Annotated in this window: 13 protein-coding genes and 1 other annotated feature; of the genes, 6 read left to right on the top strand and 7 right to left on the bottom strand. The window is 31.3% G+C overall.

All coding sequences use genetic code 11. The annotated features are described in order from the left end of the window. Positions 1-4: 4 nt before the first annotated feature. From dapB to thrS, 5 genes are all read right to left on the bottom strand, one after another. Positions 5-730 carry a 4-hydroxy-tetrahydrodipicolinate reductase gene (gene dapB / locus HY951_12020; protein ID MBI5540780.1) on the bottom strand — a complete coding sequence of 242 codons (726 nt, stop codon included), beginning with the start codon at positions 728-730 and terminating at the stop codon, positions 5-7. A gap of 72 nt (positions 731-802) precedes the next feature. Then, positions 803-1153, bottom strand: coding sequence for a 50S ribosomal protein L20 (gene rplT, locus HY951_12015; GenBank protein MBI5540779.1), 351 nt, complete (start codon positions 1151-1153; stop codon positions 803-805). Between the two features lie 84 nt (positions 1154-1237). Further along, on the bottom strand, positions 1238-1435 hold the full coding sequence (gene rpmI, locus HY951_12010; protein MBI5540778.1) for a 50S ribosomal protein L35: 198 nt from the start codon (positions 1433-1435) through the stop codon (positions 1238-1240). 24 nt (positions 1436-1459) lie between these two features. Next, positions 1460-2032 carry a translation initiation factor IF-3 gene (locus HY951_12005; protein ID MBI5540777.1) on the bottom strand — a complete coding sequence of 191 codons (573 nt, stop codon included), beginning with the start codon at positions 2030-2032 and terminating at the stop codon, positions 1460-1462. A 21-nt stretch (positions 2033-2053) separates the two neighbouring features. Beyond that, on the bottom strand, positions 2054-4000 hold the full coding sequence (gene thrS, locus HY951_12000; GenBank protein ID MBI5540776.1) for a threonine--tRNA ligase: 1947 nt from the start codon (positions 3998-4000) through the stop codon (positions 2054-2056). A gap of 203 nt (positions 4001-4203) precedes the next feature. Here thrS and HY951_11995 point away from each other — a divergent pair, with 203 nt between their 5' ends. From HY951_11995 to HY951_11985, 3 genes are all read left to right on the top strand, one after another. Then, a complete protein-coding gene (locus HY951_11995) occupies positions 4204-6570 on the top strand; it encodes a T9SS type A sorting domain-containing protein (GenBank protein ID MBI5540775.1) in 2367 nt (788 codons plus the stop codon). Positions 6571-6703: 133 nt separating this feature from the next. Then, positions 6704-8047 carry an adenylosuccinate lyase gene (gene purB / locus HY951_11990; GenBank protein ID MBI5540774.1) on the top strand — a complete coding sequence of 448 codons (1344 nt, stop codon included), beginning with the start codon at positions 6704-6706 and terminating at the stop codon, positions 8045-8047. After that, positions 8043-8099: a sequence feature (possible 23S ribosomal RNA but 16S or 23S rRNA prediction is too short), on the top strand. It overlaps the preceding gene by 5 nt. Beyond that, positions 8058-9887 carry an ATP-binding cassette domain-containing protein gene (locus HY951_11985; GenBank protein ID MBI5540773.1) on the top strand — a complete coding sequence of 610 codons (1830 nt, stop codon included), beginning with the start codon at positions 8058-8060 and terminating at the stop codon, positions 9885-9887. (Overlaps the previous feature by 42 nt.) Positions 9888-9895: 8 nt before the next feature. Here HY951_11985 and HY951_11980 read toward each other — a convergent pair whose 3' ends face one another. Beyond that, positions 9896-10714: an RNA methyltransferase gene (locus HY951_11980; GenBank protein MBI5540772.1), complete on the bottom strand. Its 819-nt coding sequence runs from the start codon at positions 10712-10714 to the stop codon at positions 9896-9898. A gap of 66 nt (positions 10715-10780) precedes the next feature. Between HY951_11980 and HY951_11975 the strand changes: the two genes are divergently transcribed. Both HY951_11975 and HY951_11970 read left to right on the top strand, forming a co-directional pair. Continuing rightward, positions 10781-11977: a thioredoxin family protein gene (locus tag HY951_11975; protein MBI5540771.1), complete on the top strand. Its 1197-nt coding sequence runs from the start codon at positions 10781-10783 to the stop codon at positions 11975-11977. Then, positions 11964-12734 carry a hypothetical protein gene (locus HY951_11970; protein ID MBI5540770.1) on the top strand — a complete coding sequence of 257 codons (771 nt, stop codon included), beginning with the start codon at positions 11964-11966 and terminating at the stop codon, positions 12732-12734. The genes HY951_11975 and HY951_11970 overlap by 14 nt, the downstream gene beginning before the upstream one ends. Here HY951_11970 and HY951_11965 read toward each other — a convergent pair. Continuing rightward, a complete protein-coding gene (locus HY951_11965; GenBank protein ID MBI5540769.1) occupies positions 12731-13897 on the bottom strand; it encodes a sigma-54-dependent Fis family transcriptional regulator in 1167 nt (388 codons plus the stop codon). The genes HY951_11970 and HY951_11965 overlap by 4 nt on opposite strands. Before the next feature lie 153 nt (positions 13898-14050). Here HY951_11965 and HY951_11960 point away from each other — a divergent pair. Beyond that, the coding region (locus tag HY951_11960) for an ATP-binding cassette domain-containing protein (GenBank protein MBI5540768.1) at positions 14051-14608 on the top strand (558 nt) is incomplete at its 3' end.

Raw genomic sequence — 14608 nt, 5'->3', positions numbered from 1 at the left:
AGTATTATTTGTTAATATTTTTATAAAGATCATGCATTGTGAAAATTCCTTTTTTCCCGATTATAAATTCGGCTGCTAAAATTGCACCATGCGCAAAACCTTTTCTACTTTTTGCTGTATGTTTAATTTCAATTTTATCTGTTTCAGATTCAAAAATAAGGTTGTGAACTCCTGTTGTTTCTTCAATCCTATAAGAAAATATGGGTAGATCTTTATCTTTTGATTCTTCTGCTTTATTCCATTTAGTATAATAAGATAATTCGGGTATAATGTTATTAGCTAAGGAAATTGCTGTACCACTTGGACTGTCAATCTTTTGAGTATGGTGTGTTTCTTCAATGCTTATTTTGTATTCAGGAAAATTATTGAAAATATTACTTGAAATTTTAGCTGTTTCCATATATAGTTTAACCCCAATACTGAAATTTGGAGAGTAAAATATAGTGCCGTTATTTTCTTTGCAATTTTTTGATACAGTTTCTAAATAAGAGTGCCATCCTGTAGTACCAGTTACAATAGGAATTCCTAGTGAAAAACAATACAAGATATTATTTAATACAGAGTCAGGATTAGTAAATTCAATAACAATATCTGTATTTTCTTTATTTAACTTATTAATGTCTTCAGAATGAATTAAATCAATAATCATAGAAATCTGGTGACCACTTTGAGTTGCTGCCAACTCAATTTCCTTTCCCATTTTTCCATATCCTATGATTGCAATTTTCATTTAATAAATTTAGGTAAAAATAAAAAAAGGGAAGCAAAGTATGCTTCCCAAATATATAAATAATGTTAAGACTTAAGCAGTTTTAACAGACTTTACAATAGCTGCAAATGCTTCTGGGTTATTCATTGCTAAATCGGCAAGAGCTTTACGATTAAGTTCAATACCATTTTTATGAACTGCACCCATGAATTGTGAATAAGACATATCATGTTCTCTTACTGCTGCATTTATTCTTTGAATCCACAAAGCGCGGAATTCAATTTTCTTTTTACGACGATCGCGGTAAGCATAACTTTGACCTTTTTCCCAAGAATTCTTGGCTACTGTCCAAACGTTTTTTCTTGAACCAAAGCTACCTCTGGTTAAACTAAGGATTTTTTTTCTACGTGCTCTTGAAGCAACTGAATTGACTGAACGTGGCATAATTTTTCTTTTTTTGAATGGTTAGCGTTCTGATTAACACAGAAACTTTTTTGCTAATTCATTCTGTTTAACAACTTTTTTTAATTATTTCATGCAAAGTAAAAGTTTTACATTCATTACATTTCCACTATCAATAGTGGTAAAATGTCCAAGATTTCTTTTGCGTTTCTTGGATTTCTTTGTAAGAATGTGACTTTTGTAAGCATGTTTCCGTTTAATTTTTCCGGACCCGGTCAAAGTAAATCTTTTCTTTGCACCGGAATTTGTTTTCATCTTAGGCATTTTTCTAAAACTATTAAATTATAATCAAACTTTCTTTTTAGTGGATTTTGGAGCAAACATCATAATCATTCTTTTCCCTTCCAATTTAGGTTCTTGCTCAACTTTTCCGTATTCTTCCAAGTCAGCAACAAATTTTTTAAGTAGTTCTTCGCCTTGTTCTTTGTAGATTATTGATCTACCTCTAAAGAATACATAAGCTTTTACTTTTGATCCGTCTTCGAGGAAATTTATAGCATGTTTTAACTTAAAATTGTAATCATGTTCGTCGGTATTTGGACCGAAGCGAATTTCTTTAATTACAACTTTAGTTGTTTTTGCTCTTATTTCTTTATTTTTCTTTTTTTGTTGATATAGAAATTTCTGAAAATCAACAATTTTACATACAGGTGGTTGAGCAGTAGGAGAAATTTCAACTAAATCTAATTCCATTTCATCAGCAAGTTTTAATGCGTCCTGAATGGAAAAAATTCCAGAATTCTCAATATTATCACCAACAAGGCGAACTACCTTTGCTCGAATTCTTTCGTTAGTTGCAAAATAGAGCTCTTCTTCATCTCTTTTACGAGCTCCGTATCGCTTATTTAATGGCTCAGCTATAACTTTGTCCTCCTAATTTAGTTAATTTATTTCTTCTAACATTTCATCAACTTCCTTCTTAATATGATTGGCAAAATCTTCGATGGTCATGCTACCTTTATCGCCTTCACTTTGTTTGCGGACAGCGATTGTTCCGGTCTGCTCTTCCTTTTCACCTACAATAAGAAGATAAGGAATTCTCTTTAATTCGTTATCTCTTATCTTTTTACCTATCTTTTCGTTTCGGTCGTCAATAAGGCTGCGAATATCGGAATTATTTAGCAAATTCTCAACTTTTTTTGCGTATTCGTTATATTTTTCGCTAATAGGCAGAATTACAGCTTGTTCTGGGGTTAACCAGAGTGGAAATTTACCTGCTGTATGTTCAATAAGAACAGCAACAAATCGCTCCATTGAGCCAAAAGGTGCACGATGAATCATTACGGGGCGATGTTTTTGATTATCATTACCTATATATTCCAGCTCAAAACGTTCTGGTAAATTGTAGTCAACCTGAATAGTTCCAAGTTGCCATTTTCTTCCCAATGCGTCTTTTACCATAAAGTCGAGTTTAGGCCCGTAAAATGCAGCTTCTCCTAATTCTACAACTGTATTCAAACCTTTTTCAGCAGCAGCTTCAATAATTGCACTTTCAGCTTTATCCCAATTTTCGTCGCTTCCAATATATTTTTCTTTATTATTTGGGTCACGAAGTGAAATTTGGCTCACAAAGTCCTTAAATTCAAGAGTCTTGAAAATGTATAAAACAATATCAATTACTTTTAAAAATTCTTCTTTTAATTGATCTGGACGACAGAATATATGTGCATCATCCTGAGTAAAACTTCTAACGCGAGTAAGTCCATGTAATTCTCCGCTTTGTTCGTAACGATAAACTGTTCCGAACTCTGCAAATCGAATAGGTAAATCGCGATATGAATGAGGTTTTAGTTTATAAATTTCGCAGTGATGAGGGCAGTTCATTGGTTTAAGCAAGAATTCTTCATCTTCAGCTGGAGTATGAATTGGCTGAAAAGAATCTGCACCATATTTTGCATAATGTCCTGATGTAACATAAAGTTCTTTTTGTCCGATATGTGGTGTAATTACCGGAAGATAACCGTATTTCTTTTGAACTTTTTTTAGAAATTGCTCAAGTCTTTCGCGAAGCATTGCACCTTTTGGAAGCCATAATGGTAAACCTGCTCCAACTTTTTGAGAAAAAGCAAATAATTCTAAGTCTTTTCCAATTCTTCTGTGATCTCGTTTTTTTGCTTCTTCTAGTAAAACCAGATATTCATCAAGTAATTTTTGTTTTGGAAAAGTAATGCCATAAATTCTTGTCAGCTGCTTGTTTTTTTCGTTACCTCTCCAGTATGCTCCTGCAAGACTAAGTAATTTAACTGCTTTAATAAAGCTTGAGTCAGGAAGATGTGGCCCACGGCAAAGATCTGTAAAGTTTCCTTGTTTGTAAAGTGTTATAGTACCGTCTTCCAATTCATTAATTAACTCCAATTTAAGCGGATCATTCTTTTTTGTGAAAAAATCTAATGCTTCTGCTTTAGAAATATCTTCACGAACAAAAACACATTTAGATCTTGAAAGTTCAAGAATTTTTTGTTCTATTTTAGGTAAGTCGCTTTCAATAAGTGTAATACCCTCAGGTAAATCAATATCGTAATAAAATCCGTTTTCTATTACCGGACCAATACCAAATTTGGTGCCCGGGTAATAAAATTCAATTGCTTCAGCTAAAATATGAGCAGAACTATGCCAGAATGCATGTTTACCTTCTGTTTGTTCCCATTTGTGTAATTTAATAGAAGCATCAAAATTTATTGGTCTGTTAATATCCCAAAGTTCATCATTTACTGAGATAGAAAGAATCTCCTGTGCCAGGCTATTGCTAAGGCTTTTAGCAATATCATAACCGTTAACTCCACTTTCATATTCTCTGACTTTATTGTCAGGAAAGGTAATTTTTATCATTATATTTATATTTTCGAGGTGCAAAGATATGTATTTGTTGAATATGCACAAATTGAAATTAATGCCGATATCAACTAAATAATGTTAGTATATAGTTTTAAATACTAAATGCATTTAGAAAGTTATTATATATAAAGTTTTATTTTAATAATGTATTATATTTGTGTCAACTTTTTTTAATTGTATTACCTAAATTAATTAATATGAAAAAAATTTACTTATCATTATTAGTAATGTTTTTAGCTGCGACTTCCTTTGCGCAGTGGACTGAACAGGCAACAGGTTTTGCTACGGCATCAAGGGGAATTCAATACATTCATGCTGTAGATGCAAATAACGTTTGGGCAACAGCCTATAATGGAACAAGTACTTCTACCTATATTACCGAGTTTACTAAAACTACAAATGGAGGTGCAACCTGGACAGCAAAAACTATTACTGGATATACATCTAATTATGGTTCTTCAATGATTTTTGGAATTGATGGAAATACTGCTTGGATGCCTGTTTTTAATAGCTCAGCAGGTGGTGGAAAAATATTGAAAACTACTGATGGAGGAAATACATGGGCACCACAAACTACAGCAACTTTTTCTGCTCCAAGTGGCTTTCCTAACGTAATTCATTTTTGGGATGCTAATAATGGATTTTGCATGGGAGATCCAAATGGCGGATATTTTGAAATTTACACAACAACTAATGGAGGTACAAATTGGGTAAGAACTCCTACAGGAAATATTCCTGCTCCAAGTGCTTCTGATGAGTATGGAACAACTGGTTTTTATAGTACTTTTGGTAATACAGTTTGGTTTTCTACAAATAAAGGTAGGGTTTTTAAATCAACTGACATGGGACTTAACTGGACTGTTGTATCAACACCTTTAACATCTGCTTGTAAAATTATTTTTAAAGATGCAAATAATGGTATATTATATCAAACAAGTAATGGTTTAGTTTGTGAAACTTCTGACGGAGGAGCAACTTGGACTTTATTCACTCCTTCTGGAAATTTATACACAAGTGATATTGCATATGTACCAGGTACTCCAAATACATATGTAACTACAGCAGGTAGTTCTGCTAATGCATCATATAGCTTATATGGCGGACATATTTGGACTGATTTTGTAGGTGTTCCTGGACAGGTACTTGCAACAGCTTGGGTTAACAATTCTTGCGGTTGGGCTGGTAGCTTTAATACAAGTGCCACTGTTGGTGGTATGTATAAGTTTACAGGTACAATTGCAGATCCATTTAATAATGATATTGGTGTTTTAAATGCTGCTTTACCAGTAAATGGTATTGTTTTATCTTCAACAGAACATGTACAATTAAATATTATGAATTATGGTCTTGTAGCACAATCTAATTTTAATGTTTCATACTCTATAAATGGAGGTGCAACTGTAACTGAACTAGTTACTGCATCAATTGCTCCTGGTGCAACATATACTTATACATTTACACAGGCTGAAGATTTTTCTGTAGCTGCAACTTATACAATTTCAGCCACAACTGCTTTAGTTGGTGATGAAAATACTTCAAATGATGCATTCTCAAATGAATTCTTTCTTATGACATGGGTGCCTCAAAAAGTTGTTTTTGGTGAAGAAGGTACTGGTACATGGTGCCAGTGGTGTGTAAGAGGTCATGTTTATATGGGACTAATGGCAACAAATCATCCAACTAACTGGATCGGTGTTGCAGTTCATAATGCAGATCCTATGGTTGATTCTGAATATGATGCAGAAATTGGTGCAAGAATTAGCGGATACCCAAGTGGATTAGTTGATAGAGTTGATGGAGAAAAAGACCCAACTGATTTTGAAGCTGCTTTTAATGTAAGAAGTACTAAAGTTGTTCCTTTAGGATTAAGCATTTCAAATGTTGTTTATAATACAACTTCAAGACTCCTTTCTTATGATGTTGTTGCTGACTGCGCTGCTGCTTTAAATGGAGATTATAGATTTAATGCAATTATTTCTGAAGATGGAGTTACTGGAACTACATCTGATTATAATCAGGCTAATGCATATGCAGGTGGAGCTTATGGTGTAATGGGTGGTTACGAAACAAAACCTAATCCTGTTCCTGCTGCTCAAATGGTATATGACCATGTAGGAAGAGCTTTATTAGGAGGTTGGGATGGAACAATTGGAAGCGTTCCAGCTACTGTAGCTATGGGTACATTGTTAACTCAATCATATTCTATAACTTTAGATCCTTCATGGGATGAAACTAAAATTAATATGATAGGACTTTTTATTAATAACGCTACAGGTGAGGTTATTAATGCAACTAAGCAACAACTTATTTTAAGTATTAATGATAATAATTTAAGTCTTGAGTCTGTTGTTTATCCAAATCCATCTAATGGTGTTATTAATATTAGAAATGCACAAAATACAAATATTGAAATTACTAATATTTTAGGTGATGTTGTTACTTCATTTAATAATACAAATCCTTTAATTTCTGTAAATCTTTCTGATCAACCACAGGGTATGTATTTTGTTAAAATATCTGATGGTAATAAATCCACAACTAAAAAGATCTTAATTACAAAATAAATAGTGATTGTTATTATTCTAAAAAGCCAACTAAACAGTTGGCTTTTTTTATTTAAAAGGTTTCTGATTTTCTTGGCTATTAATTAAAGTTCTAAATGTTTATATTTGCAGCTAAGAAAAAAATAAATAATTGATGGAATTATTAGAAATTTCAGCTATTTCACCAATTGATGGTAGGTATAGAAGCAAAACTTCAGAGTTAGAAAACTATTTTAGCGAATATGCTTTGATAAAATACAGAGTATATGTAGAAATTCAATATTTTATAGCTCTTTGTCGAATTCCTTTGCCTCAGTTAGTAGGTTTTGACCATTCAAAGTTTGCTGATTTAATTAATATTTATGATGTGTTTTCTGTAAAAGATGCATTAAGAATTAAAGAAATAGAAAAAGTAACTAATCATGATGTTAAGGCTGTTGAGTATTTTCTAAAAGAAAAATTTGACGCAATAAACATAAGTGAATACAGAGAGTTTATTCATTTCGGACTAACTTCGCAAGATGTAAATAACACAGCATTACCACTTTTATTAAAAAATGCAATTAATGAAGTATATTATCCATTAATTGATAGATTAGTTGACAATCTTATAAATTTATCTGAAGATTGGAAGCAAATTCCAATGTTGGCAAGAACTCATGGACAACCTGCTTCCCCTACCAGATTAGGAAAAGAAATAATGGTTTTTGTTGAAAGAATTCAAAAGCAGTTAGGTTTATTATATGTAATTCCTTATTCAGCAAAGTTTGGTGGTGCAACCGGTAATTTTAATGCTCATGTTGTTGCTTATCCTTCAGTTAAATGGTCCGAGTTTGCAAATGCTTTTGTTAACCATGTATTAGAACTAGAACGTTCTCAAACTACTACACAAATTGAGCATTATGATAATCTTGCAGCTCATTTTGATAACTTAAAAAGAATTAATGTTGTTTTAACAGATTTATGCAGAGATATCTGGACTTATATTTCTTTAGGTTATTTTAAACAAAAAATTAAAGAAGGAGAAGTTGGTTCATCAGCAATGCCACATAAAGTAAATCCTATTGACTTCGAAAATGCTGAAGGAAATTTAGGATTGGCAAATTCAATGTTCGAATTTATTTCGGCAAAACTTCCAATATCACGTTTACAAAGAGATTTAACAGATTCAACAGTTACAAGAAATATTGGGGTTCCTTTTGCTCACACTTTAATTGCAATGAAATCAATAATTAAAGGTTTAGAAAAACTGATTGTAAATAAGGAAGCTATAGAAGCGGATTTAAATAATAACTGGGCTGTGGTTGCAGAAGGAATTCAAACTATATTACGCCGAGAGGGATATCCAAATGCATATGAAGCACTAAAAGATTTAACCAGAGTTGATGGAAAAATAAATCAGGAGACAATGGTTCAGTTTATTAATGGCTTAACTGTTAGTGATGCTGTTAAAGCAGAACTGTTAAAAATAACACCTTTTACATATACCGGTATTTAATATTAAATTAATGAAAAAGCTACGTAGACTTTTTGTTTATATTAAACCATATTGGGGATTAGCATTGCTAAATGCAATGTTTAATGTGTTGGGAGCTGTTTTTGCACTTTTTTCACTAACAATGGTTATTCCTTTTTTAGGTGTTCTGTTTGATATTCAGGAACCTGTTAGAGATAAAATGGCTTTTGCATTTAATGTAGAATCGATACAACATAATTTTAATTATTTTCTAACAAAGCAAATAGATGATAATGGTAAAATAGCAGCATTAATACTTGTTTGTATTGTGGTTATTTCAACTTCATTGTTAAAGAACCTATGTATTTTTCTTGCAAATTATTTTATGGCACCTTTAAGAAATGGTGTAATTAAGGATATTAGAAATAAGCTTTATAATAAAATACTCAGGCTTCCATTATCTTATTTTTCAAATGAAAGAAAAGGCGATATTATAAGCCGTATGTCAAGCGATGTGCAGGAGGTTGAGTGGAGTATAATGAGTTCTATAGAAATGATTTTTCGTGATCCATTAACAATCTTAATTTATTTCTTCACACTTTTATTTATGAGCTATGAGCTCACTTTATTTGTTTTGGTATTATTGCCTTTGAGTGGATTTGTTATTGGAAGAATTGGTAAATCGCTAAGAAAACAATCGAATCAGGGACAAAGGCGAATGGGTGGTATCTTAAGTGTTGTTGAAGAAACTCTTTCTGGATTAAGAATTATAAAAGGGTTTAATGCAGAAGCAAAAATGAATGATCGTTTTGAAAGTATGAATGGATTTTATACCAGATTAATGATTAAAATTTTCAGAAGACGTTATTTGGCTTCACCATTGAGCGAATTTATGGGAACTATAGTATTGGTTATTATGATGTATTTTGGTGGGTCTATGGTATTAAATGATGAGGGAAGTTTAAAGGCAACTGAATTTATTGCATATATAATTATATTCTCACAAATCATTAATCCTGCAAAGGCTTTTTCACAGGCATATTATAATATTCAAAAGGGAATGGCGTCATTAGATAGGATAGAATCAGTTTTGTTTGCAGATAATATTATTCATGAAAAAGCAGAACCATTAAGTGTTACAGAGTTTAAATCCTGTATCGAATTTAAAAATGTCTCATTTAAATATGAAAATGAGTACGTTGTTAAAAATGTAAATCTGAAAATTGAAAAAGGAAAAACAGTTGCTCTTGTTGGACCTTCTGGTGCAGGTAAGTCAACTATTGCAGATTTAATCCCAAGGTTTTTTGATGTTTCTGAAGGAGATATTTTAGTTGATGGAGTGTCTATTAAAGATATTAAAATTAAAGATCTTAGAAATTTAATGGGCATTGTTACACAACAACCGATTTTATTTAATGATACTTTCTATAACAATATAGCATTTGGATCAATTAATTCATCAGAAGAGAAGGTAATAGAGGCAGCTTCTGTAGCAAATGCCTATGAGTTTATAAAAGTATATCCGAATCATCTTTATACAAATATCGGTGATAGCGGAGATAAGCTTTCAGGTGGTCAGAAACAACGTATAAGCATTGCACGTGCAGTATTAAAAAATCCACCAATATTAATTCTTGATGAAGCAACTTCTTCTCTTGATACCGAATCGGAAAGATTAGTTCAGGATGCTCTAACAAAGTTAATGAGTAACAGAACTTCAATTGTTATTGCTCACCGTTTATCTACTATTGTTAATGCTGATGAAATTCTTGTAATTAATAATGGCGAAATTATTGAAAGAGGAAAGCATGCTCAATTGCTGGAAATAGATGGTCTTTATAGAAAATTACATAGTATACAGAACCAGCATTTTACAGTTTAAAATAATTGTTATTTAAATCCTCTTTGACGCATTGCTTCAAAAACAATAATTGCTGTTGCATTTGATACATTTAATGAATCTATTTTACCCAGCATTGGAATTTTAATCTGTTTAGTGCATTGTGTTAACCATATTTCAGATAATCCATCTGCTTCTGTTCCCATTACAATTGCACTACCTTTTGTGAAATTTGTTTCATGATAATATTTATCTGCTGTTAATGCTGCAGAAAATATCGAAATATCTTTTGATTTTAACCAATTAATAGTTTCTTCCGATGTACTTACAATAGTTTGTTTAGAAAAAATACAACCTATGCTGGAACGAATAACATTAGGGTTATATAAATCAATAATCGGATCACAAATAATAACAGCATCAACATTTGCAGCATCGGCTGTTCTTAATACTGCACCCAGATTACCCGGTTTTTCAACCGATTCTAAAACTATTATTAATGGATTCTTTGGTAGAATTAAAGTTTCTAAACTTGTTTTACGGGTTTTAAATATTCCTGTTATCCCTTCGGTGTCCTCGCGATAGGCAATTCTGCTGAATATTTTTTTTTCAACTTCAAAAATATTGTACTTAGGTAAATTAAAGAAACTTAAACTGTGGATACCTTTTTTTTCTTTAAAATCTGAATTGAAAAATATTTGTAAAGGCATGAAACCAGATTTTAAAGCAATCTTCATTTCACGTAATCCTTCTGCCAAAAAAAGTCCGTGTTTTTTTCTACCTTTTGAGTTCAATAATTCAAGTGCAAACTTAATTTTTGGATTTTGTGAGCTGCTAAGCAACTCAAATGTTTCAATTTTTTCTGTCATTTATAAAATTAATTGAAAGTTTAAAGTTACAAGAAAAACATTATCTTTGAATAAAAAGAACTAATCATGTATAAAATAAGTCTGATAATATTTTTTTTATTCATATCCATATTAAGCTTTTCGCAGGGAATTAATTTTTTTGAAGGTTCATTTAATGAGGCAAAAGATTTAGCTAAAAAGGAAAATAAAATTATTTTTATAGATTGTTATACCAGCTGGTGTGGACCATGTAAATGGATGGCAAAGAATGTTTTTCCCGATAATAATGTTGGATTATTTTACAATACAAATTTTGTGAATTATAAATTAGATATGGAAAAAGGTGTTGGTAAGGATGTGAAGAAAACCTATGGGATAAATGCATATCCAACACTTTTGTATATTAATGGTGATGGCGAAGTTGAGCATCGCTCATTAGGTGGATGTGATACTGCTGAATTTATAAGAACAGGAAAGCGAGCATTGGACAGGGAAAATAATTTTGGCTCGTTGTTAAGGAAATATAATTCGGGTGATCGAACTCCCGAATTGCTCTCAAAATATGCGCTAGCTTGTGTAAATCTGAATATTTCATATGATATAAACGAATACTTTAAAACTCAAAATGATACTGATTTATTAAAAGAAATAAATTTATCTTTAATGGAATGGTATTTAACTGATATTAATTCAAGAGAGTTTAAGTATTTTGCTGCAAATAATGATAAATTTAAACAGATTTATGGAACCCAAAGAATTGAAACAAGACTTGTAACAATATTTGCAAAATCACTTTGGGTACTTACAACTCAAAAAGATCCAAAACCTGTTAAAATTGTTATTAAAGAAAGAATTGATCCATATAATTTTGTTGATTCTGCAAAGATTGCTGCAAAAATTGAAATGCAGTTTTATTGTACAAGTAAATGGCGTGATTGGGAGTATTATGGTGTGCTAGCAGATAAGTATATTAATAATTTTGGACTAGAAAATATTCAGAATTATGAATTAGAGTATATTATTCAGAATGTTACAAAGAATGTAACTAAAGTTGAAATATTAAATAATGCAATAAAATGGTGCGATTATTTAATTAATAATAATTATCTCTCTGCTGAAATTATGCTTGATAAAGCAAGAATATATAAAAAACTGGGTAAAAATTTTGAAGCTAAAGAATTTGCAAACTCTGCACTAATTGAAGAACAAAAGAAAGAAAAACCTCAAATTAAAGAGTATCAAAAATTTCTTAATGAATTAGAAAAACCCGTTGAGAAAAATTAGTTTATTATATATTGTTATATTTTTATTTATTTCTTGTAAGAATAATTATGTTCATAAAAATACAGGGGTTAATATCTGTTTTGAAGTTAATAGATTTATTTTCCCTCCTGAATGGCGAACACCTGAAATTCATCCACATGCAAGGGAATTACCGCCTCCATTCAGAAAAAACGTGTTAAATGTTATAAATGATGCTTTTGGAAAGTATCCCCAATATTTAATCTCAAATAATTTAGATAAGGTATATGTTTTAAGTGAACTTAGCTTTTATGATGTTAGTTATGGTGGTACATGTTCTAATACCTCGGTATATTTGGTTGATAATTATTATTCTTCAGAATTTATAGAACAAACTTTTCATCATGAATTTGTTACAATTTTAAAATATAGATATAATTTTGATACTGTTGCTTTCAAACTTCTTAAACCTGATAGCGTTAATTATGGGTGTGGTGGAATAAATGCATTATTATCTGGAAATGCATCTATTTCTTTTGATTATGATTTAATTGAAAAAGGCTTTTTAAGTGAATACGCATCATCTTGTGTTGATGAAGATTTGAGCTCAATTGCTGAGCAGTTGTTTAAACCCGAGAATGATTTCTGGTATATTTACGATAATTATCCAGTTATGAAAAGCAAAGTAAAATTTGTAATTGATTTTTATAATTCAATTGACGATACTTTTACTGAAAAATACTTTAGAAGTATTGCAACTAAAGAATACAACAGAAGCTATACATATAATGAAGATTAATGCCCAAGTGGCTGAGCAAAAGATTTTACATCTGTTTCAGTAATTTCATTTTGACAAAGAATAATTAATCTTTCTATAACATTATGAAATTCGCGGATATTTCCTGTCCATTTTATTGTTTGTAATTCCTTAATTGCACCTGCAGTAATTTTTTTCTTTGGTATTCCGTAATCGTTACATATTTGCTCAATAAAATGATTTGCTAACTCAGGAATATCTTCCTTTCTTTCATTTAGAGGGGGAACCTGAATTAAAATAACACTTAACCTATGGTATAAATCTTCGCGGAAACAATGTTTTTCAATTTCTTCTTTTAAATTCTTATTTGTAGCAGCAATAACTCTTACATTTACCTGAATTTCTTTTTCTCCACCTACTTTTGTTATTCTGTTTTCCTGTAAAGCTCGTAAAACTTTTGCCTGGGCAGAAAGACTCATGTCACCTATTTCATCAAGGAAAAGTGTACCACCAGTAGCTTGTTCAAATTTTCCTATACGTTGTTTTATTGCTGATGTAAATGCGCCTTTTTCGTGACCAAAAAGCTCACTTTCTATTAATTCGGATGGAATTGCAGCACAATTTACTTCAATAAATGGTCCGGTTGATCTGTTGCTTTTTTCATGAATCTGATGAGCAACTAGTTCTTTTCCTGTTCCATTTTCGCCTGTAATTAGTACTCTTGCATCTGTTGGTGCAATTTTTTCTATCATTTCTTTTACCTTTGAAATAGCTGAAGAGCTACCAACCATTTCGTAAGCTTTGTTTATTTTTTTTCGTAGAATTTTTGTTTCAATAACAAGCTTCGATTTATCGAGTGCATTTCTTAATGTTACAAGTAATCGGTTAAGATCTAAAGGTTTTTGAATATAGTCGAATGCACCTTTTTTTAACGAATCAACAGCTGTTTCGATGTCTCCGTGTCCAGAAATCATGATAACTGGAACTTCCGGCTGATCTTTTGCAATATTTAAAAGCACTTCTATACCGTCCATCTTTGGCATTTTGATATCGCATAAAACAGCATCTATTTTTGAAGAGCTTATAATTTCCAATCCTTGTGGACCATCTTCGGCAATTTCTACTTCATATTTTTCGTACTCGAGAATTTCTTTTAAAGTATTTCTGATGCTTTTTTCGTCGTCAATTATAAGGATGCGTGGCATAATTCAAATTTTTAGCAATGATACAAAATAGCAGCCTTATTATAAAATATTAATTTACTTTCCGGAGGTTAAAAGTAATTTCAAAATCCTAAAATATGTGAATTGAGTAAAAGTTCACAGCAAAAGCTTTATCTTCGAAACAAATTTCGAGATATGAATATTTTTGAAGCAAAAGGAATTGTAAAACAGTATTCCGGACATAAAGCTCTTGATAATGTGAGCGTTTCTATTAGAGAAGGTTCTGTTTTTGGTATTTTAGGACCAAACGGAGCAGGAAAAACTTCATTGATTCGTATTATGAATCAGATTACTGCACCTGATGATGGTGAGCTTTTTTTTAAAGGACTGCCTTTAAATCCATCAAATATTGTTGAATTTGGTTATCTGCCCGAAGAGCGTGGATTATACAAAAAAATGAAAGTAGGCGAGCAGGCTTTATATTTAGCAATGTTAAGAGGAGTTAAAAGAACAGAAGCTCTTAAAAGACTTAAATTCTGGTTCGAAAAATTCGAGATTCAAAGCTGGTGGGGTAAAAAGGTTGAAGAGTTATCTAAAGGGATGCAACAAAAAGTTCAGTTTATCATATCAGTATTACACGAACCAAAATTTTTGATTTTTGATGAACCTTTTAGTGGTTTTGATCCTATTAATGTAAATCTGCTTAAACAAGAAATTTTAAGAATGAAAGATGAGGGAGCTACTATTATCCTT

The sequence above is a fragment of the Bacteroidia bacterium genome (genome assembly GCA_016218155.1).
Lineage (GTDB): Bacteria > Bacteroidota > Bacteroidia > Bacteroidales > GWA2-32-17 > GWA2-32-17.
The sequence above is the reverse complement of the archived record's forward strand: the minus strand, read 5'-3'. Positions and strand labels throughout refer to the sequence as shown.

Coding starts and splice junctions, on each gene's coding strand:
- dapB (MBI5540780.1), bottom strand. CDS start 730: ATGAAAATTGCAATCATAGGATATGGAAAAATGGGAAAGGAAATTGAG.
- rplT (MBI5540779.1), bottom strand. CDS start 1,153: ATGCCACGTTCAGTCAATTCAGTTGCTTCAAGAGCACGTAGAAAAAAA.
- rpmI (MBI5540778.1), bottom strand. CDS start 1,435: ATGCCTAAGATGAAAACAAATTCCGGTGCAAAGAAAAGATTTACTTTG.
- thrS (MBI5540776.1), bottom strand. CDS start 4,000: ATGATAAAAATTACCTTTCCTGACAATAAAGTCAGAGAATATGAAAGT.
- HY951_11995 (MBI5540775.1), top strand. CDS start 4,204: ATGAAAAAAATTTACTTATCATTATTAGTAATGTTTTTAGCTGCGACT.
- purB (MBI5540774.1), top strand. CDS start 6,704: ATGGAATTATTAGAAATTTCAGCTATTTCACCAATTGATGGTAGGTAT.
- HY951_11985 (MBI5540773.1), top strand. CDS start 8,058: ATGAAAAAGCTACGTAGACTTTTTGTTTATATTAAACCATATTGGGGA.
- HY951_11980 (MBI5540772.1), bottom strand. CDS start 10,714: ATGACAGAAAAAATTGAAACATTTGAGTTGCTTAGCAGCTCACAAAAT.
- HY951_11975 (MBI5540771.1), top strand. CDS start 10,781: ATGTATAAAATAAGTCTGATAATATTTTTTTTATTCATATCCATATTA.
- HY951_11965 (MBI5540769.1), bottom strand. CDS start 13,897: ATGCCACGCATCCTTATAATTGACGACGAAAAAAGCATCAGAAATACT.